General features: G+C 74.2%; 22 protein-coding genes and 1 tRNA gene. 8 read left to right on the top strand and 15 right to left on the bottom strand.

Annotated features, from left to right (window positions below; all coding sequences use genetic code 11):
• Window positions 1-552: 552 nt before the first annotated feature.
• Window positions 553-627: transfer RNA gene (locus ACIA5A_RS27745), tRNA-Val, on the bottom strand.
• A gap of 50 nt (window positions 628-677) precedes the next feature.
• Window positions 678-1,175 carry a TIGR02611 family protein gene (locus tag ACIA5A_RS27740; protein ID WP_396767372.1) on the bottom strand — a complete coding sequence of 166 codons (498 nt, stop codon included), beginning with the start codon at window positions 1,173-1,175 and terminating at the stop codon, window positions 678-680.
• 273 nt (window positions 1,176-1,448) lie between these two features.
• Between ACIA5A_RS27740 and ACIA5A_RS27735 the strand changes: the two genes are divergently transcribed.
• On the top strand, window positions 1,449-1,880 hold the full coding sequence (locus tag ACIA5A_RS27735) for an SsgA family sporulation/cell division regulator (RefSeq protein WP_007457244.1): 432 nt from the start codon (window positions 1,449-1,451) through the stop codon (window positions 1,878-1,880).
• A 78-nt stretch (window positions 1,881-1,958) separates the two neighbouring features.
• On the opposite strand, the gene ACIA5A_RS27730 is transcribed toward ACIA5A_RS27735, so the two are convergent.
• Window positions 1,959-2,735, bottom strand: a complete 777-nt coding sequence (locus ACIA5A_RS27730) for a glucose 1-dehydrogenase (RefSeq protein WP_396767371.1) — start codon at window positions 2,733-2,735, stop codon at window positions 1,959-1,961.
• A 158-nt stretch (window positions 2,736-2,893) separates the two neighbouring features.
• Between ACIA5A_RS27730 and ACIA5A_RS27725 the strand changes: the two genes are divergently transcribed.
• Both ACIA5A_RS27725 and ACIA5A_RS27720 read left to right on the top strand, forming a co-directional pair.
• Window positions 2,894-3,808 (top strand): helix-turn-helix transcriptional regulator, encoded by a 915-nt coding sequence (locus ACIA5A_RS27725; protein ID WP_396767370.1) that lies wholly within the window; start codon window positions 2,894-2,896, stop codon window positions 3,806-3,808.
• A gap of 7 nt (window positions 3,809-3,815) precedes the next feature.
• On the top strand, window positions 3,816-4,271 hold the full coding sequence (locus ACIA5A_RS27720) for an Rrf2 family transcriptional regulator (protein WP_278106867.1): 456 nt from the start codon (window positions 3,816-3,818) through the stop codon (window positions 4,269-4,271).
• Here the strand turns inward: ACIA5A_RS27720 and ACIA5A_RS27715 are convergent, their stop codons facing one another.
• From ACIA5A_RS27715 to ACIA5A_RS27680, 8 genes are all read right to left on the bottom strand, one after another.
• Complete coding sequence (locus ACIA5A_RS27715; RefSeq protein ID WP_396767369.1) at window positions 4,272-4,466, bottom strand: hypothetical protein; 195 nt, start codon at window positions 4,464-4,466, stop codon at window positions 4,272-4,274.
• Window positions 4,467-4,508: 42 nt separating this feature from the next.
• On the bottom strand, window positions 4,509-4,886 hold the full coding sequence (locus tag ACIA5A_RS27710; RefSeq protein WP_396767368.1) for a nitroreductase family protein: 378 nt from the start codon (window positions 4,884-4,886) through the stop codon (window positions 4,509-4,511).
• The gene (locus ACIA5A_RS27705; protein ID WP_396767367.1) at window positions 4,880-5,443 is read right to left on the bottom strand and encodes a flavin reductase family protein; all 564 of its coding nucleotides are present in this window, start codon (window positions 5,441-5,443) and stop codon (window positions 4,880-4,882) included. Before ACIA5A_RS27705 ends, ACIA5A_RS27710 begins: the two co-directional genes overlap by 7 nt.
• Entirely contained in the window at window positions 5,440-6,774 is a 1,335-nt protein-coding gene (locus ACIA5A_RS27700; protein WP_396767366.1) for an LLM class flavin-dependent oxidoreductase, read from the bottom strand. Before ACIA5A_RS27700 ends, ACIA5A_RS27705 begins: the two co-directional genes overlap by 4 nt.
• An 11-nt stretch (window positions 6,775-6,785) precedes the next feature.
• The gene (locus tag ACIA5A_RS27695) at window positions 6,786-7,637 is read right to left on the bottom strand and encodes an ABC transporter permease (protein ID WP_396767365.1); all 852 of its coding nucleotides are present in this window, start codon (window positions 7,635-7,637) and stop codon (window positions 6,786-6,788) included.
• Window positions 7,630-8,445 carry an ABC transporter ATP-binding protein gene (locus tag ACIA5A_RS27690; RefSeq protein WP_396767364.1) on the bottom strand — a complete coding sequence of 272 codons (816 nt, stop codon included), beginning with the start codon at window positions 8,443-8,445 and terminating at the stop codon, window positions 7,630-7,632. Before ACIA5A_RS27690 ends, ACIA5A_RS27695 begins: the two co-directional genes overlap by 8 nt.
• Complete coding sequence (locus ACIA5A_RS27685; protein ID WP_396767363.1) at window positions 8,442-9,473, bottom strand: ABC transporter substrate-binding protein; 1,032 nt, start codon at window positions 9,471-9,473, stop codon at window positions 8,442-8,444. Before ACIA5A_RS27685 ends, ACIA5A_RS27690 begins: the two co-directional genes overlap by 4 nt.
• A gap of 138 nt (window positions 9,474-9,611) precedes the next feature.
• Window positions 9,612-9,752 (bottom strand): putative leader peptide, encoded by a 141-nt coding sequence (locus tag ACIA5A_RS27680; RefSeq protein ID WP_396767362.1) that lies wholly within the window; start codon window positions 9,750-9,752, stop codon window positions 9,612-9,614.
• 181 nt (window positions 9,753-9,933) lie between these two features.
• Between ACIA5A_RS27680 and ACIA5A_RS27675 the strand changes: the two genes are divergently transcribed.
• Window positions 9,934-10,107 carry a DUF4236 domain-containing protein gene (locus tag ACIA5A_RS27675; RefSeq protein WP_064498970.1) on the top strand — a complete coding sequence of 58 codons (174 nt, stop codon included), beginning with the start codon at window positions 9,934-9,936 and terminating at the stop codon, window positions 10,105-10,107.
• Window positions 10,108-10,223: 116 nt separating this feature from the next.
• Window positions 10,224-10,742, top strand: a complete 519-nt coding sequence (locus ACIA5A_RS27670; protein WP_396767361.1) for a potassium channel family protein — start codon at window positions 10,224-10,226, stop codon at window positions 10,740-10,742.
• Here ACIA5A_RS27670 and ACIA5A_RS27665 read toward each other — a convergent pair.
• Both ACIA5A_RS27665 and ACIA5A_RS27660 read right to left on the bottom strand, forming a co-directional pair.
• The gene (locus ACIA5A_RS27665; protein WP_396767360.1) at window positions 10,708-11,607 is read right to left on the bottom strand and encodes a hypothetical protein; all 900 of its coding nucleotides are present in this window, start codon (window positions 11,605-11,607) and stop codon (window positions 10,708-10,710) included. The two genes, ACIA5A_RS27670 and ACIA5A_RS27665, sit on opposite strands and share 35 nt — an antisense overlap.
• Window positions 11,608-11,655: 48 nt before the next feature.
• A complete protein-coding gene (locus ACIA5A_RS27660) occupies window positions 11,656-12,177 on the bottom strand; it encodes a VOC family protein (protein ID WP_396767359.1) in 522 nt (173 codons plus the stop codon).
• A 50-nt stretch (window positions 12,178-12,227) separates the two neighbouring features.
• Between ACIA5A_RS27660 and ACIA5A_RS27655 the strand changes: the two genes are divergently transcribed.
• A complete protein-coding gene (locus ACIA5A_RS27655) occupies window positions 12,228-12,698 on the top strand; it encodes a MarR family winged helix-turn-helix transcriptional regulator (protein ID WP_396767358.1) in 471 nt (156 codons plus the stop codon).
• Between the two features lie 48 nt (window positions 12,699-12,746).
• On the top strand, window positions 12,747-14,303 hold the full coding sequence (locus tag ACIA5A_RS27650) for a tetratricopeptide repeat protein (protein ID WP_396767357.1): 1,557 nt from the start codon (window positions 12,747-12,749) through the stop codon (window positions 14,301-14,303).
• Window positions 14,304-14,307: 4 nt separating this feature from the next.
• On the opposite strand, the gene ACIA5A_RS27645 is transcribed toward ACIA5A_RS27650, so the two are convergent.
• Together ACIA5A_RS27645 and ACIA5A_RS27640 are read right to left on the bottom strand one after the other, a co-directional pair.
• Window positions 14,308-15,729, bottom strand: a complete 1,422-nt coding sequence (locus ACIA5A_RS27645; RefSeq protein WP_396767356.1) for a sensor histidine kinase — start codon at window positions 15,727-15,729, stop codon at window positions 14,308-14,310.
• A complete protein-coding gene (locus ACIA5A_RS27640) occupies window positions 15,726-16,382 on the bottom strand; it encodes a response regulator transcription factor (protein WP_181572466.1) in 657 nt (218 codons plus the stop codon). Before ACIA5A_RS27640 ends, ACIA5A_RS27645 begins: the two co-directional genes overlap by 4 nt.
• 95 nt (window positions 16,383-16,477) lie before the next feature.
• Here ACIA5A_RS27640 and ACIA5A_RS27635 point away from each other — a divergent pair, with 95 nt between their 5' ends.
• Window positions 16,478-17,623 carry an outer membrane lipoprotein carrier protein LolA gene (locus tag ACIA5A_RS27635; protein WP_396767355.1) on the top strand — a complete coding sequence of 382 codons (1,146 nt, stop codon included), beginning with the start codon at window positions 16,478-16,480 and terminating at the stop codon, window positions 17,621-17,623.
• Window positions 17,624-17,753 lie beyond the last annotated feature (130 nt).

Genomic DNA, 17,753 nt, shown 5'->3' with positions numbered 1-17,753 from the left:
GCCCAGTCCTCCACGCTCAGCACCTCCCGATGCTTCAGGAGGTGGTCCCGATTCAGCCGGAACCACGTGGTCAGTTTTCAGGCGGAGCCGACAATGCCAAGCAGTGACGGCGGCCGCGACCGTGACTTGGTCGACAGAGTCGTCCGGGTGCGCGTCAGCGTGCTGGCTAATCACGCGGCGTACGCTTCGCCAACACGCCCGGCACATGCTGACAAGTGGCCTGGCGCGACCGGTCGCTGGGCCGGCCGGCACACGCAATCCGCCGCACCAACGCCGGCTTGGCCATCGGGACCGCACGCCGGGCAGGCGGATGACCGGACTGCAGCGTGGCTGGGTTGCGGGAGATGCGATCAGGCCGGTCGCGACTGGAGTTTTGCCAACCGACGGACCGATGCAGGACATCCGGCGAACGCACACCGAGGGCCACACTGAATGCCAGCCCACCGAGGACGGGAGGGCGGTGCTCCCAATCTGCTCCCAATTTAAGGGGCAACAGCGCGGAAGCCCGTTACCGGCCGAAGCGGTGACGGGCTTCCTACCTGCATACATCCATGGTGGGCGATACTGGGATCGAACCAGTGACCTCTTCGGTGTGAACGAAGCGCTCTCCCGCTGAGCTAATCGCCCTCAGCGCCCATGACTCTACCCGATCGAGAGGCCGGACCAAAAACCGGGTCTCAGTGCGTCGCGAGGTAGTGCAGCGCCCGCGCCACCACGTCGATGCCGAGGCTGTACTTGAGCGACAGCCACACCACCACGCAGACGAAGACCAGCCCGACCAGGCCGAGCACGAAGCGCACCGGCAGCGACCTGCTGGTCACCCAGCGCGTCCAGGCGTTGACGTGGCGGCGGGTGAAGGCGAGCAGCCGGCGGGCCCAGTGGAACTCGACGGCCCAGACGCCGAGGCCGGCGATGACGAGCAGCCAGCCGGGGCCGGGCAGCGGGATGAGCGCGATGCCGACGGTGACCACGAGGGCGCCGAGGATGCCGATGAAGATCTTCAGGGCGACCCGGCCGGTGGGGTTGGCGCGGATGAGGTCGAGCGTGGTGTGCAGCCGAGCCCGCCAGCCCCGTCGTCGCCCTGCGGGAGCGGCTTGCGAGCGCCTGTCGACAGGCACCTCATCCCCCCGATCGGCTGCGGCCCTGGTCGCCGTGGAGGTGCTCCTCGTGACCATTTCCACCCCCAGTGTCGCCCGCGACCGTCACCCCTGCTGACGACTGGACGTTACCGGAGTAAGTCGACGACTGAACCACCCGTTGCCGGGCGGAACGACGGAGTGGGCGGAACCGGAAATTCTACGCGGGATCCCGTGATCCCGAGGGCTTTCCGACCCCCTTCCCACCACTGGGTGAAGTCAGCGTATGGCGGAGCGTAGCCAGGAGCAGCACCTGAGTATGGGAAAAGCGGGACACGCGCGTTCCGCAGCGGTGCCGGGGGGAGAACGTCCATGAGTGTCATCCGACCGACGACCGTAGAGGTCGAGACGTCGCTAAGGCTCGTCGCGCCTGACGCCACCGCCTTGCCGGTGCGTGCCAGCCTGCGTTACGACCCTGCTGACCCGTATGCGGTCCATGTCCTGTTCCATGCCGAGTCGGCCGGCGGCGAGGCGGTGAGTTGGTCGTTCGCCCGCGAACTGCTGGTCACCGGTCTCGACGAGCCGGCCGGCATCGGCGACGTCCGGGTGTGGCCGTGGGCCACCCCGCGCGGCGACTTCGTCGCGCTCGCGCTGTCGTCCCCGGACGGCAACGCGCTGTTCGAGGTCCCGCGCAGCGTGCTGGTGCGCTTCCTGCGCCGGACCTACGTCGTCGTCCCGCGCGGCCGCGAGGCCGAGCACCTGGACGTCGACACCGCGGTGAACCGGCTGCTCGCCGGTCGCTGAGCACGACCGCACCCGGGGCCGCGCGGATCTGCCGAGTCCGCGCGGCCCCGGGCCGTCTTCACCCATGGGGTACGCGGGTCAGCCGCGCGTGGTGATCCCACCGTCGACGGGGATGACCGCCCCGGTGAGGTACGCGCCGGCGCGCGACGCGAGGTAGATCGCGGTCCCGGCCATGTCCTCGGGGCGGCCGATGCGGCCCAGCGGCACCTGCTGCTCGATGGCCGCCCGCGACTCGGGGTCGTCAAGCGCGAACGCCATCATCTTGCTCTCGAACGGGCCGGGCGCGATCGCGTTGACCGTGATCGCCTCGCCGGCGAGCTGGTGGGCGAGGCCGCGGGTGAGCATGTGCACGGCCGCCTTGGTGGCGGAGTAGGCGTACACCTCCATCCACGGCACCCGGAGTCCGTCGATCGACCCAATGTTGATGACGCGCGCCGGGTCGTCGGCGGCGGCGGCGGCGCGCAGCGCCGGCAGCAGCGCGGTGGTGAGCCGGAAGACGGCCTTGACGTTCACCGCCCAGAGCTTGTCGAACGCGCCCTCCGGGTATTCCTCCAGCGGCGCGCCCCAGGTGGCGCCGGCGTTGTTGACAAGCACGTGCAGCCGGTCGTGGCGCTGCCGCACGGCCTCGGCCAGCGCGAGCGCGCCGGCGTCGCTGCTCAGGTCGGCGGCGATCGCCTCGCAGTGCCCCTCGGCGGAGAGTTCCTTCGCGACCGACTCGCAGACGTCCGCCTTGCGCGAGGAGATGATCACCCGGGCGCCGGCCCGGACGAATCCGCGCGCGATCATCAGCCCGATGCCCCGGGAGCCGCCGGTGACCAGGACCGTCTTGCCGTCGACCGAGAACAGATCCGTCATGCCCATCCCATCGCCGTTCTGCCGGGTCACGGGCGTCCGCCGGCCCGCGCCTTACCGACCGGTAACGTAACCGTCCGTCGTGTGCGCCGACAAGAGCGCCCGAGCGGGGCGAAAGCGCCGAGATGCAACGTGCTGTCCGGCCGGTTACCGTCGGGGAGATGGTCACTACCGGTCAGCCCCCGCCGGCCACCCGCACCGGCCTGTCGGAATCCCGCCTCCACCCCGACGAGATCGTCACCGGCGCGCTCGACGACCTCACCCCCGCGCCCGGCTGGCCCCGGCCGGTGCTCCTCGATCGCGACCTGCTGATCCTGGTCACCCACGGCCACGGCACCGCCGAACTCGACTTCCGGGCGGTGCCCTGCCGACCCGGCACGCTGCTGCGCGCCCGTCCCGGTCAGGTGCTGCGCTGCCTCGGCACGCAGCTCGACGCCACGGTGGTGGGCTGGGGCCACGACGCGCTGCGCGGCCTCGACGTCGACCCGGACGCGGTGCCCACCCACCGCCAGCTCGCCGGCGAGGACGAGGACGCGGTGATCAGCGAGGTCACCCAGTTGGCCGTGGACGCCGACCGGCACGCGCTGGTGCCGGCCGCCGCGGCGCTGCTGCGCCACCAGCTCGCCGTGCTGCTGCTGCGGCTGAGCCTGCTGCCGCACCCCAGGGAGGCGCCGACGCCGCGCGCCGAGGCGGAGACGTTCCGGCGGCTGTGCCGGGAGGTGGAGCGCGGCTACCGGCAGACCCGCCGGGTGGAGGACTACGCCGCGCAGCTCGGCTGCTCGGTGCGTACCCTCACCCGCGCCTGCCTGGCGGTGACCGGCCGCAGCGCCAAGCAGGTCATCGACGAGCGGGTGGCGTTGCAGGCCTGCCGGCTGCTGGCCGCCACCGACGAGCCGATCGCCCGGATCGGCAGGCGGCTCGGTTTCCCCGAGCCGACCAACTTCGGCCGGTTCTTCACCCGGGAGGTCGGGGTGAGCCCGGGAGCGTTCCGGGCGGCCCGGGAACAGCCGCTGCCGGTGCGGCCGGTGCGTCCGCGCCCGCCCGCCGACTCCCCCGTGCCGGCCGGCCGGGCATGATGGCACTGTGCAGATCTCCGCGCGCGGCGACTATGCGGTCCGGGCAGCCCTGAGCCTGGCCACCGCGTACCCCACCCTGCTGTCCACCCAGGCCATCGCGGCGGAGCAGGACATGCCCCGCAAGTTCCTCGAGGCGGTGCTGGCCGACCTGCGCCGGTCCGGGATCGTCCGGGCGCAGCGCGGCGCCGAGGGTGGCTACACGTTGTCCCGGCCGCCGCGCGAGATCAGCATCGGGCAGGTGTTACGCGCCGTCGACGGTCCGCTGGCCGGGGTACGCGGGTTGCGCCCCGAGGAGACGACGTACGAGGGCGCGGCGGAGAACCTGCCCCGGCTCTGGGTGGCGGTGCGCGCCTCGGTGCGGCGGGTGGTCGACGAGGTGAGCCTGGACGAGCTGGTCAGTGGCCGGTTGCCGGCGCACGTGCGCAAGCTGACCGCCCAGCCGGACGCGTGGGAGCCGCGCTGATCAGAGCGTGGTGACCACCTCGTCGTAGGCCAGCCGGGGCAGGCGTTCCCGCCCGGTCTCCGGGGCGGGCCGGCCGATGTTCATCAGCAGCAGCACCCGGTGCCGCCCGTCGGGGAAGAACTCGCGTTCCACCGCGGCGGTGTCGAAGCCGGCCATCGGCCCGGCGGCCAGCCCGGCGGCACGGACGCCGACCACCAGGTAGCCGATCTGCAGCGCCGCGTTGAACCGGGCCTGGGCCTACCGGCCGGCCGGGTCGCCGGTGAACCAGTCCCGCGCGCCGGGGCGGTGCGGGAAGAGTTCCGGCAGTCGGTCGTGCCAGTCCACGTCGGCGGCGAGCACCGCGGTCAGCGGCGCGCCCGCCGTCTTGTCCCGGTTGCCGGCGCTGACGTGCGGCAGCAGCCGGGCCCGGGCCGCCGGCGAGCGCAGCAGCAGCACCCGCAGCGGCTGCGCGTTCATCGCGGTCGGGCCGTTGCGGACCAGGTCGTGCACGGCCCGCAGCTGCGCGTCGTCGACCGGCTCGGCGGTGAACGCGTGGGCCGTGCGGGCCGCCCGGAACAGCAGGTCCTGGGCGGCCCGGTCCAGCGCGAGCAGTTCGTCGGCCGGGGCGGTCACCACGACCCGGGCCAGTCCTCGAGGGTGGTGGTGTAGCGGCCACGGTGGTGCAGCAGCGGGTCGCCGTCCTCGCCGGCGCCGAGCGCCAGCGGCTCGCCCAGCACGATGGTGTGGTCGCCCGCCTCGATCCGCCGGACCACCCGGCACAGCAGCACGGCCAGCGCGTCGCCGATCAGCGGCACCCCGAACGGGCCGGTGCTCCAGCCGGGGTGGGCGGTGAACCGGTCGATGCCGCTGGTGGCGAAGATCTGCGCGATCTCCTGCTGCCCGGAGGCGAGCAGGTGCACGGCCACGTGCTCGGCGTGCGCGACGGTCGGCCAGCTCGACGACGCGCGGCCGAGGCACACCGACACCAGCGGCGGGTCCAGCGAGACCGAGGTGAACGAGGTGGCGGTGAAGCCGGCCGGCGGCAGCGTCGGCAGGAGCCGGTCGCCGCGCAGGCCGGGCGTGGTGACCACGGTGACCGTGGACGCCTGCCGGCGCAGCAGGCCACGGAACGAGTCGACGTCGACCGGGCGCAGTTCGAGCGGGCCGGCGGCCGGCCGGTCCACGGTGGTCACGACGCCACCAGCTCTCGGGCGGCGTGGACGCTCGCCGGCCGGGGCAGGCCGTAGTGCTCGCGCAGGGTGCGCCCGGTGTACGCGGACCGGAACAGTCCGCGCCGGCGCAGCAGGGGTACGACGTGGTCCACGAAGGCCTCCAGTCCGTGGGGTAGCAGCGGTGGCATGACGTTGAAGCCGTCGGCGGCGCCCTGGGTGAACCAGAGCTCGATCTGGTCGGCGATCTGCTCCGGGGTGCCGACCACCACCCGGTGCCCGCGCCCGCCGCCGAGGCGGCCGATGAGCTGCCGCAGGGTGAGCCGGTCGCGCCGGGCCAGGTCGACGACGAGCTGGTAGCGGCTCTGGTGCGACTGCACGGTGGTGGCGTCGGGCAGGTCGGGCAGCGGCCCGTCCAGCGGCAGGCCGGTCAGGTCGAGCCCGGTCATGCCGGAGAGCTGGGCGAGGGCGTGCTCGGGCACGATCAGCGCCTCCAGTTCGTCGGCGAGGGCACGCGCTTCGGCTTCCGTACCCCCGATCACCGGCGCGATGCCGGGCAGCACCTTGACCAGGTCGGGGTCGCGGCCGGCGTCGGCGACGGCCCGCTTGAGCGCGGCGTAGAAGCCCTGGCCGTCGACGAGCGTCTGCTGGGCGGTGAAGACGGCCTCGGCGTAGCGGGCGGCGAACGCGATGCCGTCGGCGGACGAGCCGGCCTGCACGAGCAGTGGCCGGCCCTGCGGCGGGCGGGGCGTGTTGAGCGGGCCGGCCACCCGGAACCGCTCGCCGGTGTGCGCGATCTCGTGCACCCGGTCGGTGTCGGCGAAGACGCCGGCGGCGGTGTCGAGGACCAGCGCGTCGTCCTCCCAGCTGTCCCAGAGCTTGATCGCCACCTCGACGTGCTCGGCGGCCCGGCGGTAACGGTCGGCGTGCGCGGGATGGTCGTCGAGGTTGAAGTTGCGGGCCTCGCGCGCCTGGGCCGAGGTGACGATGTTCCAGCCGGCCCGGCCGCCGCTGAGGTGGTCGAGCGAGGCGAACGCGCGGGCCAGGTTGAACGGTTCGGTGTAGCTGGTCGAGGCGGTGGCGATCAGGCCGATGTGCTCGGTCGCGGTGGCCAGCGCGGCGAGCAGCGTGAGCGGCTCGAAGACGGCCTGGATGTTGTGCCGGACGGCCGGGCCGACGGCCAGCCCGTCGGCGAGGAAGACCGAGTCGAGCGTGCCCCGCTCGGCGATGCGGGCCAGCTCCTGGAAGTGGCGGACGTCGCCGAGGCGGGCGGGGTCGGTGAGCGGGTGCCGCCAGGCGGCCTCGTGGTGACCGACGCCCATCAGGAAGGCGTTGAGGTGCAGGGTCCGGGTCATGGCGGGTCCTCTCAGGCGGTGGTGACGTCGACGCGCCAGGTCGAGAAGCGGCGTTCCCCGGCGACGAGGAGCTGGTTGACCACCAGCCCGATGGCGGAGATGGTGACGATCCCGGCGTACATGTCGGGGATCGCGAAGTTGTACTGCGCGTAGTTCACGAGGTAGCCGAGGCCGGCCTTGGCGCCGACCATCTCGGCGGCGACCAGCACCAGGATCGAGTAGGCCCCGGCGAGCCGGACGCCGGTGAAGATGGTCGGCACGGACGCCGGCAGGATCACCTTCTGGAACAGCCGCAGGTGGTTGAGGCCCATCGAGCGGGCCGAGCGGACAAGCAGCGGGTCGACGCCCTTCACGCCGGCGATGGTGTTCAGCAGGATCGGCCAGGAGCAGGCGTAGAGCACCAGGGCGATCTTGGAGGTCTCGCCGAGCCCGAGGATCAGCACGAAGACCGGCAGCAGCGCCAGCGCGGCGGTGTTGCGGAACACCTCCAGCAGCGGACTGAGCAGGTCGGCGAGGGGCCGGTACCAGCCGATGAGCAGGCCGAGCGGGATGGCGGTGACCACCGCGAGGGCCAGCCCGGTGAGCGAGCGGGTGAGACTGGCGCCGACGTGCTCGGCGAGCTGACCGCTGCGCAGCAGCTCCCACCAGGCGGCGAGGACCTCGGACAGCGGGGGCAGGAAGACCCGGTCGACCAGGCCGGTGCGGGGCACCGTCTCCCAGATCGCGGCCAGCGCCAGCAGCGCGACGCTGCGGTGCAGGGCCCGGCCGCCGAGCGCGAGCAGCCGCCCGGACCGGGCGGGCGTGGCGGCCACCGGGAGCACGGCGGGCCGGGTGGCGGCGGGTCGTGCGGCGACGTCAACCAACGTGGGCCTCCTCGCGGGCGTCGGACTGCGCGGCGCGTACCTCGTCGCGCAGCAGGGTCCAGATCTGGTGCCGGTGGTGACGGAACGCGTCGGTGGAGCGGACGTCCTCTTCCGCCTCCCGGTCGCCGAGTTCGATGTCGATGACCTGCTTGATCCGGCCGGGTCGGGACGTCATCACGGCGACCCGCCGGCCCAGGCGCACGGCCTCGTCGATGCCGTGCGTGATGAACACGATCGTCTTGCCGGTGGCCTGCCAGATCCGCACCAGCTCGTCCTGGAGCGAGTCGCGGGTCTGCGCGTCGAGCGCGGCGAACGGCTCGTCCATGAGCAGCACGTCCGGGTCGTATGCGAGGCTGCGGGCGATGGCGACGCGTTGCTTCATGCCGCCGGACAGCTCGTGCGGGTAGCGGTCGGCGAAGCCGGTCAGGCCGACCAGGTCCAGGTGGTGGGCGACCCGTTCGGCGCGCTCGGCGCGGGGCACGCCCTTGGCCTCCAGGCCGAACGCGACGTTGCCGGCGGCGGTGCGCCAGGGCAGCAGCGCGTACTGCTGGAAGACGATGCCCCGGTCGAGGCCGGGCCCGGTGACCGGGCGACCGTCGACGAGCACCCGCCCGCCGGTCGGGGTGGTCAGCCCGCCGAGCAGGTCGAGCAGGGTGGACTTGCCGCAGCCGCTGGGGCCGACGACGACCAGGAACTCGCCGGGGCGTACGCCGAGGGTGAGGTCGTCGAGCGCGGTGACCGCGCCGCCGCCACGGCGGCCCGGGAAGACCTTGCGCACCCGGTCGAAGAGGATCTTGTCGGTGCTCACGCGCCACCGCCGGGGGTGGCGAACGCGTTGAACCGGTTGGTGTAGAGGTCGGCCGGCTTGGGCCGGGCGCCCTTCAGCTCGCCGGCGTCGGCCAGCCAGTCGATCCAGGTGGCGAACTCCCGGTCGGTGATGACGCCGCCCTTCTCGGCCACGCCGCTGGACTTCCAGTAGTCGACGAGCGTGGCGTCCTCGTTGCGGCCGCGCTTGGCGATGACGGCCCTGAGCCGGGCCACCACCGTCTCGCGCGGTTGGGTGCGCGCCCACTCGATCGCCTTGCCCACACCGGTGACGAACGCGCGGACGGTGTCCGGGTTGCGGGCGATGAAGTCGTCGCGGAAGACGTAGCTGCCGGCGCTGAACGCGCCGAGCAGCTCGTAGTCGGTGAACACGGTGCGGATGCCGCCGCCCGCGACCGCCTTGTCGCGGATCACGCCGCCGAGCACCGCGACGTCGATCTGCTTGGCGCGCAGCGACTGTTCGGTGTTGACCGGCGGCAGCGCGACCAGCTCGACCCGGCCGATCTCGTCGGCGGTCAGGCCGCCCCTGGCGAGCCAGGTGCGCAGCACGGCCTCGGCGTGCGCGCCGAGGGTGTTCATGCCGACCCGCTTGCCGATCAGGTCGCGGGGGCCGCGGATCGGGCTGCCGTCGAGCACGTAGTAGCCCTGGAAGGTCTGCGCGTCGGAACCGTAGTAGCTGACCACGGCCGTGATCGGGGCGTTCGCGGCCTGGAGCTTGACGATCGCGCCGTTGAACGCGCCGCCGAAGTCGCTCTGGCCGGTGGCGGTGGCCTGGATGTCGGCGGGGCCGCCGGTGACGTTGCCGATCCAGTCGAGCTTGACGTCGCCGAGATAGCCGAGGTCGGCGGCGAGTTCGGGGAGGGTCACCTGACCGACCGAACCCTGGTAGCGCAGGGTCGTGGTCTGGGGGCCGCCGGCGGCGGCGTCGGCACCGCATCCGGTGGCGGCGGTGAGGGCGAGCAGGGCGACGGTGGCGGCGAGGGCACGCCGTGGCGATCGGGTCGAGGGCATGGCGGTGTCTCCTGATCTGTCCACGATGCGGTGGAGGGGGCCCACGTGGGGGCGGAGAGCACGCCGCACCGCGCCGGGCCACGATGCGCCGACGGCGGGAACGGACGAGCTGAGGAGGGGGAACGACGAGCGTTCGGCTCAACAGAGCGCGCTCGCGTGCCGGACCAGGTCGACGTGCACGCGAGCGGTGAGGAGAAGCTCGTCCCGCTGCGACATGTCCTCATGCTGCCGACCGTTCTCCACGCCGGTCAACGCTCTTCCACTCAGTGAGACTTTCATCGCTGGCTTTGTTACGACCCGCCTCCACCAGCATTTACCACCCCCTAACACCTACCCGTTGAATAGAGATTGTGCCGGGCGCTACACCCATCGTCCAGAGCGGACCCGATCGGGTTTCACGAATCGTCGATCCGGGCATGTTCGTTCCCGCAGAGGCAGGGAGACGAAGGAGGCACCCCCGATGGGCGTCCAGTTCCGCAAGCGCAAGAAGTACGGGCCGCTGATCCTCCACTTCACCCAGAACGGGTTCTCCTCGTGGAGCATCAAGATCGGCCGCTGGTCCTGGAACTCCAACACCCGCGCCCACCGCGTGGACCTTCCGGGGCCGCTCTCCTGGAAGCAGGACAAGGCCTGACGGTCTGAGACCGTTACGACGAGCGGGGCGCCGGCGGTTCGTCGGCGCCCCCTTCGTCGTCCGGCCGGCTTCGCCGTTCCGCCGACGGCGCCGCCACCACGGCGGACAATCGCGGCATGGTGGACCTGACCCTGCGGCGGATCCGGCGACGCGCCGCGGCGGCCTGCGCGCTGATGCTGGTCGGCTACTTCCTGGCGCCGGTCGAGGCGGACCCGAACGGCCTGCGGCTGGCGCTGCGGTCGGTCGCCACGCTGCTGCTGGTGGCCGTCGTGGCGTTCCTGGTCACCGGCCAGGTCCGCCGGCAGCTCACTCGAAACCAGCCGACCGGCGAGGCGGAGGACCGCGCGCTGACCCGGCTCGCGGTCGCGCTGGTCGCCGGGCTGCTGGTCTTCGCGCTGGCCGACTACGTGGTGGCGAACACCCGGCCCGGTGAGTTCGTCGGGCTGAGCACCCGGATCGACGCGCTCTACTTCGCGCTGGCCACGCTCACCACGATCGGCTACGGCGACGTGCACGCCCAGGGGCAGATCGCCCGGGTGGCGGTCTGCGCCCAGATGGTCTTCAGCATCGGCGTGGTGGCCACCGGCGCGTCGGTGGTGGTCAGGCAGATGACCCAGCGGTCGGGGCGGCGCTGATCAGCACGTCGCCGCCGAGCCGGCCGGGCTCCGGGTCGCGGGTGACCGCGCCGCCGTCGAGCAGCGAGGCGAGCGCGCGGTTGGCGTCGGCGGCCCGGTAGACCGTGGCGGTGGCGGCGAACCGGCGCAGCTCGGTGACCGTGAGCGGGCCGGAGCGGGCCAGCTCGGCGAGCAGTTCGCGGCGCAGCGGCCCGGGTTCCGGGGCGAGGCTGATGTCGAGCAGCCGGCCCGCCGGGTCGGCCGGGTCGCGGTAGCGCACCCCGGCGAACTCGTCGACCGCCCAGAGCGCCTCCTTCAACGCCTCCAGGCCCCGGTCCGAGCCGGTGCCGTAGCCGAGCAGCCGGGCCGGCCCGTCCTCGGGCACCAGCTCGACCTCGGTGACCAGCGGGAATCCGGCGCCGGTCAGCGCCGGGCGCAGCGACCGCCCGGCGTCGGTGACCAGCAGCAACTCGGCCGGGCGACCGGACGCGACGGCGTGAAGCAGCGCCGGGTCGGGCTCGCCGCCGTCGACCACGGCGAGCAGCGGCGCGCCGGCCGCGCCGGCCGCCTTGAGCGCCACGGGCAGCCGGTCGGGGCGCCCGGGGACCACGTGCACGGCGACGTCAGCCGGCAGGCCCGCCTCGGCGGCGCCGAGCCGCGTCGGCAGCGCCGCGTCGCCGTCGGCGAGCACCAGCACGGTCAGCCGCCGCCCGCGCAGCCGGTCGGCGAACTCCCCCACTACGCCCAGCGCGGCCTCCGCGCCGGCGGCGGCGTCACCGGCGTACGCGAGCGCGAGCGTGGCCCGCCGCGCCCGGTGCAGCGCCGCGGGGAGCCAGTGGTCGAGCTGGCGGACGAGCAGCTCGCGCAGGACGGCGTCGGTCGGCATGGTGCCGTTTCTACCGCACCATGCTAGCGGCCCGCCCGGTAACCCCGCTCAGGCCGACACGGAGACGCCCACGCCGCCGCGCGTCTGCCCGCCGTAGCGCTGCCGTTCCCGGTCGAGGTCGAGCCGGCCGATCCGCTTGCGGGCGGCGAGCGCGGCGTCGTCCAGCAGGTTCGCCGGGACGATCCAGACGATCTCGAACTCCAGCCCGTCGGGGTCGCGGCCGTAGAGGCTCTTGGTGGTGCCGTGGTCCGACGCGCCGCCCAGGGCGCCGGCGGCGGCCAGCCGCTCGGCGGTGGCGGCCAGCTCGTCGAGCGTGTCCAGCTCCCAGGCGAGGTGGTAGAGGCCGACGGTGCCGCGACCGGCGGTGGACGCCCCGGCCGCCGCGCCGATCTCGAACAGCCCGAGGTCGTGGTCGTTGGTGGAGTCGGGCGCCTGGAGGAAGGCGGCGCCGCGGAAGCCGTCGGGCGTCATCTCCACCCGGCGGAAGCCCAGCACGTCGCGATAGAAGGCGACGCTGCGCTCCAGGTCACTGACGTAGAGGACGGCGTGGTTGAGCCGGTGGATTCCCATGACACCGACGGTAGCGCGGTTTTGTTGAGCGTTCAACCACTGGCGCTATGATGGGCGTCATGACCCGGTGGCTGGACCCCGACGAGCAGCGGACCTGGCGCGCCTTCCTCGCCGCCTCCCGCACGCTGATGGAGACGCTCGACCGCGAGCTGCAACGCGACGCCGGGATGCCGCACGCCTACTACGAGATCCTGGTCCGGCTCTCCGAGGCGCCCGGCCGGCGGCTGCGGATGAGCGACCTCGCCGACGCCACCGGCTCGTCGCGCAGCCGGCTCTCGCACGCCGCCACCCGGCTGGAGGCCGCCGGGTGGATCCGCCGGGAGGACTGCCCCACCGACCGGCGCGGCCAGCTCGCCGTGCTCACCGACGACGGTTTCGCCACCCTGGCCGCCGCCGCGCCCGGCCACGTCGAGGGGGTACGCCGGCACCTGTTCGACGCGCTCAGCCCGGCCCAGGTCGACCAGCTCCGCCGGATCAGCGAGACGCTCGCCGATCACCTGACCGGATCGGAACCAAACTGATCCACTCCGGGGGTTGTACTTACCGTCGCCGGATGAGCACGATGGGGCGTGTCCTCCGGTTTCGCTGACCTGACCGTCCAGGCGCACCAGTTGGTGTCCGAAGGCGACCTCACCGGCGCCCAGCAACTGCTCGCCGACGCGCTCAGCGACGCCGACCCCCGCCCCGGCAACGCCTCCCCCGAGCTGGCCGAGGCGGCCGGCCTCCAGGCGCGCCTGCTCGTCGCGCTCGGCGAGCCGCACTCCGCGCGGGGCTGGGCCGCGTTCGCGTACGCGGCGGCCACCCGTCTGTTCGGGCGCTCCGACGAACGCACCGTCACCGCCGCCGCCACGCTCGCCGCGGTGCTGCACCGGGTCGGCAGCGACGCCCGCGCCGCCCGGCTCTACTCCGACGTCATCATCGAGCTGACCGCCCGCGACGGGCCGGAGTCGCAGCGGGTGCTCGCCGCGCACGCCGACCTGGCCACGGTGGAATACGCGCGCGGCCAGTGCGAGGTGGCCCGCGACCGGCTCACCGACGCCTGGGAGCTGCACCGCGAGGTCTACGGCGACGGCCACCCCAGCGGCATCAAGATGCTGGCCAAGCTCGGCGCGATGGAACGCGACTGCGGCCGGTACGCCGACGCGCACGAGCACCTGGCGCTCGCCGAGGACCTGTGCCGCGAGCACCTGGCCGTGGACGACCCGCTCGCCGTCCAGGTGGCCGGCCTGGCCCGGGCCGCCGCCGACCCGGACCACGTCTGCCCCGCGCCCGAGCCGCCCGCGCGCCCGACGCCCGTGGTGCCCGCCGCCCGGGTCCCCCCGACCGCCGAAGGGCCGCCCGACCTGCCGCCCTACACCCCGCCCGCGCTCGACGACCCGGTCGAGACGCCGCTCTACCACCCGCCCGGCCGGGTCACCGACCCCGCGCACGTGCCCACGCCCCGCACCCCGCCGGAGGCCGACGGCGACGTGTACGACGACTACCCGTGGCCGCCGGACGAGCCGGCGGAACAGCCCTGGCGGCCGGGCGAGGACGCGCTGCCGCCGACCGTGGTCGGGCTCGCCGACGACGACCCGGCCGGCGTACGCCGGGTGTCGCCGCCCCCGGAGCCGCCGTCGCGCTACCTGCCGGTGCACGTGCCCCGGCCGCCCGTCGCGCCCCGACGCGAACGGCCCTGGCTGCCGCTGGCGGTGCTCGGCGTGGTGGTGGCCCTGTTGCTCGGCACCATCGCGGTCATCGCCGGGGTGTCCGGCTTCGACGGCGACGATCCGACCGCGCCGTCGGGCGCCGCGTCGAGCCGGCCGCCCGCCTCCCCCCGCCCGTCCGCGAGCGCGCAGCCGGCTGCCTCCCCGGGCACCCCGCCGGGGCGGTTCACGCTCACCGACCGGCGCGACAGCATTGTGCTGAGCTGGACCTACCCGCCCGGCGCGGAGGGCCCGGTGGTGGTCGCCGGCGGCCGGGCCGGTCAGCCGCAACGCACGTTCGAGACGCTGCCCGCCGGCTCGGCCGACTACATCGCCTACGGGCTCGACCGCACCACCGACTACTGCTTCACCGTGGCGCTGGTCTGGTCCACCGACACGGTCGCCCGCACCGGCCCGACCTGCACCAAACGGCGGCGCTGACCGGTCAGTCCGGGTCCGGCTCGGTCAGCGCCGGCAGCCGTACCGTCGCCCGCAGGCCCGGCGCGGCGGCGCCCGGTGTCGCGTCGGCCAGCTCCACCGTGCCGCCGGCCCGGCGCACCAGCTCGCGCACGATGGCCAGGCCCAGCCCGGCGCCGCCCGCGTCGCGGGCCCGCGCGTCGTCCAGCCTGGTGAACCGGGCGAACACCCGCTCCCGGTCCGCCTCCGGGACGCCCGGCCCGTCGTCGGTCACCGTCACCAGGTGGTACGCCCCGACCGGGCCGCTCACGGCCAGCTCCACCACGGCGTCGGCGTGCCGCAGCGCGTTGTCCACCAGGTTGACCAGCACCCGGCGCGACTCCCCCGGATCCCCCTCGACCCACCACGCCCCGGCCGGCGCCACCAGCCGCACGGGCGGCGACGGGTAACGCCCGGCCACCCCGCGCAGCAGCTCACCCAGCTCCACCGGGCCCACCGCCGCCGGGCGCCCGTCGTCGGCCACGCGTCGGCGATCCGCCGGCGCCTGCTCGTCCAGGCGGGCCAGCAGCAGCAGGTCGTCGACCAGGCGGCTCAGCCGCTCGGTGTCGGCGAGCAGGTCGTCGGCGACCGCCGGCCAGTCGGTGTCGTCGCCGAGCCGCCGCGCCACCTCCAACTCGGTGCGCATGTTCGTCAACGGGCTGCGCAGCTCGTGCGCGGCGTCCGCGACGAACGCCCGCTGCCGGTCCCGCGACGCCGCCAGCCGGTCCAGCATGTCGTTGAGCGTCACCGCGAGCCGGTGGATCTCGTCCCGCCCGGCCGGCACCGGCAGCCGCTCCGCCCCGGCCCGCCCGGTGATCTCGGCGGCGCCGCTGCGCAACTGCTCCACCGGGCGCAGCGTCGCGCCCACCACCCGCCAGGCCACCACCGCCAGCCCGGCCACCAGCAGCGGGAAGCCGACGAGCAGCAGGTTGCGCACCACGTGCAGGCTGTGCCGCACGTCCGACAGCGACTTGGCCACCAGCACCGTGCGCGGCTCCGCCGGCGTGCCGGCCGGCACCGTCACCACCCGTACCGGCCCGGACATGCCGACCCGCTGCCCGTCCACCACCAGCCGTTGCCGCTGCCCGGGTCGCAGCTCGTCCGGGCCGAGCATCGGCACCAGGCGGTCCGCGTCGATGGAGGCGGCCCGGATCCGCCCCTGCGCGTCCACCACCTGCACCCGAAGCTGCCCGCCGGCCACCGGCAGCGGATCCGGCAACGCGTCCTCGGCGGTCAGCAGCGCCACCGCGTCCGCGGTCCGCAACGCCTCCGCGTCCACCGAGCGCTGCAACGTCCAGCCGAGCGCGCCGAGCAGCAACGCGCCGCCGAGCGCGAATCCGAGCGCCAGGCCGAGCACGCCCAGCGCGAGCAGCCGCGCCCGCAGGCCGGCCCGCGACCACGGGCGGCTCACGTGGCCAGCCGGTAGCCGGCGCCGCGGACCGTCTCCAACCGCTCCCGGCCGATCTTGCGGCGCAGGTAGCCGACGTAGACCTCCACCGCGTTCGGGGCGGTGTCCACCGAGGCGTCCCAGACGTGGTCCAGCAGCTCGGTCTTCGACACCACCTCGCCGGGGCGGCGCATCAGGTAGTCCAGCAACGCGTACTCGCGGCTGGTCAGCACCACCTCGGCGTCGGCCCGGGTGACCCGTCGCCGGGCCGGGTCCAGGCACAGGTCACCGACCGTGAGCACGGCCGGCCGGCGGGGCGCGCCGCGCCGCAGCAACGCGCGCAGCCGGGCCAGCAGCACCACGTACGAGAAGGGCTTCGTCAGGTAGTCGTCGGCGCCGCAGTCCAGGCCGTCGGCCTGGTCGTACTCGCCGTCCTTGGCGGAGAGCATCAGCACCGGCAGCCAGCGCTGCTCGGCGCGCAGCCGGCGCACCACCTCGTAACCGGAGAGGCCGGGCAGCATCACGTCGAGGATCATCGCGTCGTAGTCGCCGTGCCGGGCGGCGTCCAGCCCGGCCGGGCCGGTGGCCGCTACGTCCACCACGAAACCCTCCGCCGACAGGCCCCGGCGCAACGCGCCGGCCAGCCGCGTCTCGTCCTCCACCACCAGCAACCGCACCGGTCCAGGGTGCCACCACCGGGTCACCCGTAGGGGATCTCCTCAGCGTCGTCACAGCGACGATCCCGCAGCATGGAGCGCAGGAGGTGCACACTATGTCCGTGATGAAGAACCGCGCCGTGCTGCGCTGGCTGGTCCCGGTGACCGCGGGGGTCGCCGTGATCGGAGGCGGCGCCGCCGTCGGCACGTTCGCCGCCGGCGCCGACCCGGCCCTGCCGCCGCGCAGCGCCGCCCAACTGCTCGACGACCTGCGGACGTCCCGCCTCGACGGGCTCTCCGGCACCGTCGTGCAGCGCGCCGACCTCGGCCTGCCGCCGATCGCGGCGCTCGCCGGCCAGGTGGGCGGCAACCAGCTCGCCGGCCTGGTCAGCGGCACGCACACGCTGCGCGTCTGGTACGGCGGGGAGGACCGGCAGCGGCTCGCCCTGGTCGACACGCTCGGCGAGCAGGACGTGCTGCGCAACGGGCGCGACGTCTGGACCTGGAGCAGCCGGGAGAACACCGCGGTCCACCGGAAGCTGCCGGCCGACGGCAAGGACCTGCCGTCCGCGCCGGCCACCCCGGCCGACGCCGCGCAGCAGGCGCTGGCCGCGATCGACCCGACCACCGCGGTCACCGTCGGCCGCTCGGCCACCGTGGCCGGGCGGGACGCGTACGAGCTGGTCCTCACGCCGCGTGACCAGGCGTCGCTGGTGCACCAGGTGCGGATCGCGCTGGACGCGAAGGAGCACGTGCCGCTGCGCTTCGAGGTGCTGGCCGACGGGCAGGACGAGCCGGCGTTCGAGGTGGCGTTCACCCAGGTCGACTTCCGCACCCCGGACGCCGACCAGTTCCGGTTCAACCCGCCGCCCGGCGTGAAGGTCACCGAGGAGACGACCGACGCGCGTCCCGGCCCGGCCGGCCGGGCGCTCGGCAAGGACGGCGGGGCGCCGGGCAAGGCCGACGGGCAGCGGCCGGACGTGCGTACCGTCGGCACCGGCTGGACCACCGTGGTGGTCGCCAAGCTCGACGGCGTGGCCGGGGCCGGTGGCGCGAAGGCGGGCGGCGCGACGGCCGGCGCGGACGCGCCGGACGCCGAGATGCTGGCGAAGGTGCTGGGCGACCTGCCGAAGGTCAGCGGCGACTGGGGCAGCGGCCGGCTGCTCAGCGGCAAGCTGTTCAGCGTGCTGCTGACCGACGACGGCCGGGTGGTGGCCGGTCTGGTCACGCCGGAGCGGCTCTACCAGGCCGCGAAGGGCTGATCGATCATCGGGCTCGGGGCCCGGTCGGCGTCCGCCGGCCGGGCCCCGAGCCGTGTCCGGGCTTGGTGCGACGGCGGGCGACGCGGTATCTTTCACAGTTCAGACACACAAAAGGAATGGCATTGAATGC

It is taken from the genome of Micromonospora sp. NPDC051300 (assembly GCF_044455315.1).
GTDB lineage: Bacteria > Actinomycetota > Actinomycetes > Mycobacteriales > Micromonosporaceae > Micromonospora > Micromonospora robiginosa.
This window is presented reverse-complemented; position numbering and strand designations above follow the sequence as displayed.

Coding starts and splice junctions, on each gene's coding strand:
- ACIA5A_RS27740 (WP_396767372.1), bottom strand. CDS start 1,175: ATGGTCACGAGGAGCACCTCCACGGCGACCAGGGCCGCAGCCGATCGG.
- ACIA5A_RS27735 (WP_007457244.1), top strand. CDS start 1,449: ATGAGTGTCATCCGACCGACGACCGTAGAGGTCGAGACGTCGCTAAGG.
- ACIA5A_RS27730 (WP_396767371.1), bottom strand. CDS start 2,735: ATGACGGATCTGTTCTCGGTCGACGGCAAGACGGTCCTGGTCACCGGC.
- ACIA5A_RS27725 (WP_396767370.1), top strand. CDS start 2,894: ATGGTCACTACCGGTCAGCCCCCGCCGGCCACCCGCACCGGCCTGTCG.
- ACIA5A_RS27700 (WP_396767366.1), bottom strand. CDS start 6,774: ATGACCCGGACCCTGCACCTCAACGCCTTCCTGATGGGCGTCGGTCAC.
- ACIA5A_RS27685 (WP_396767363.1), bottom strand. CDS start 9,473: ATGCCCTCGACCCGATCGCCACGGCGTGCCCTCGCCGCCACCGTCGCC.
- ACIA5A_RS27680 (WP_396767362.1), bottom strand. CDS start 9,752: ATGAAAGTCTCACTGAGTGGAAGAGCGTTGACCGGCGTGGAGAACGGT.
- ACIA5A_RS27675 (WP_064498970.1), top strand. CDS start 9,934: ATGGGCGTCCAGTTCCGCAAGCGCAAGAAGTACGGGCCGCTGATCCTC.
- ACIA5A_RS27670 (WP_396767361.1), top strand. CDS start 10,224: ATGGTGGACCTGACCCTGCGGCGGATCCGGCGACGCGCCGCGGCGGCC.
- ACIA5A_RS27665 (WP_396767360.1), bottom strand. CDS start 11,607: ATGCCGACCGACGCCGTCCTGCGCGAGCTGCTCGTCCGCCAGCTCGAC.
- ACIA5A_RS27660 (WP_396767359.1), bottom strand. CDS start 12,177: ATGGGAATCCACCGGCTCAACCACGCCGTCCTCTACGTCAGTGACCTG.
- ACIA5A_RS27655 (WP_396767358.1), top strand. CDS start 12,228: ATGGGCGTCATGACCCGGTGGCTGGACCCCGACGAGCAGCGGACCTGG.
- ACIA5A_RS27635 (WP_396767355.1), top strand. CDS start 16,478: ATGTCCGTGATGAAGAACCGCGCCGTGCTGCGCTGGCTGGTCCCGGTG.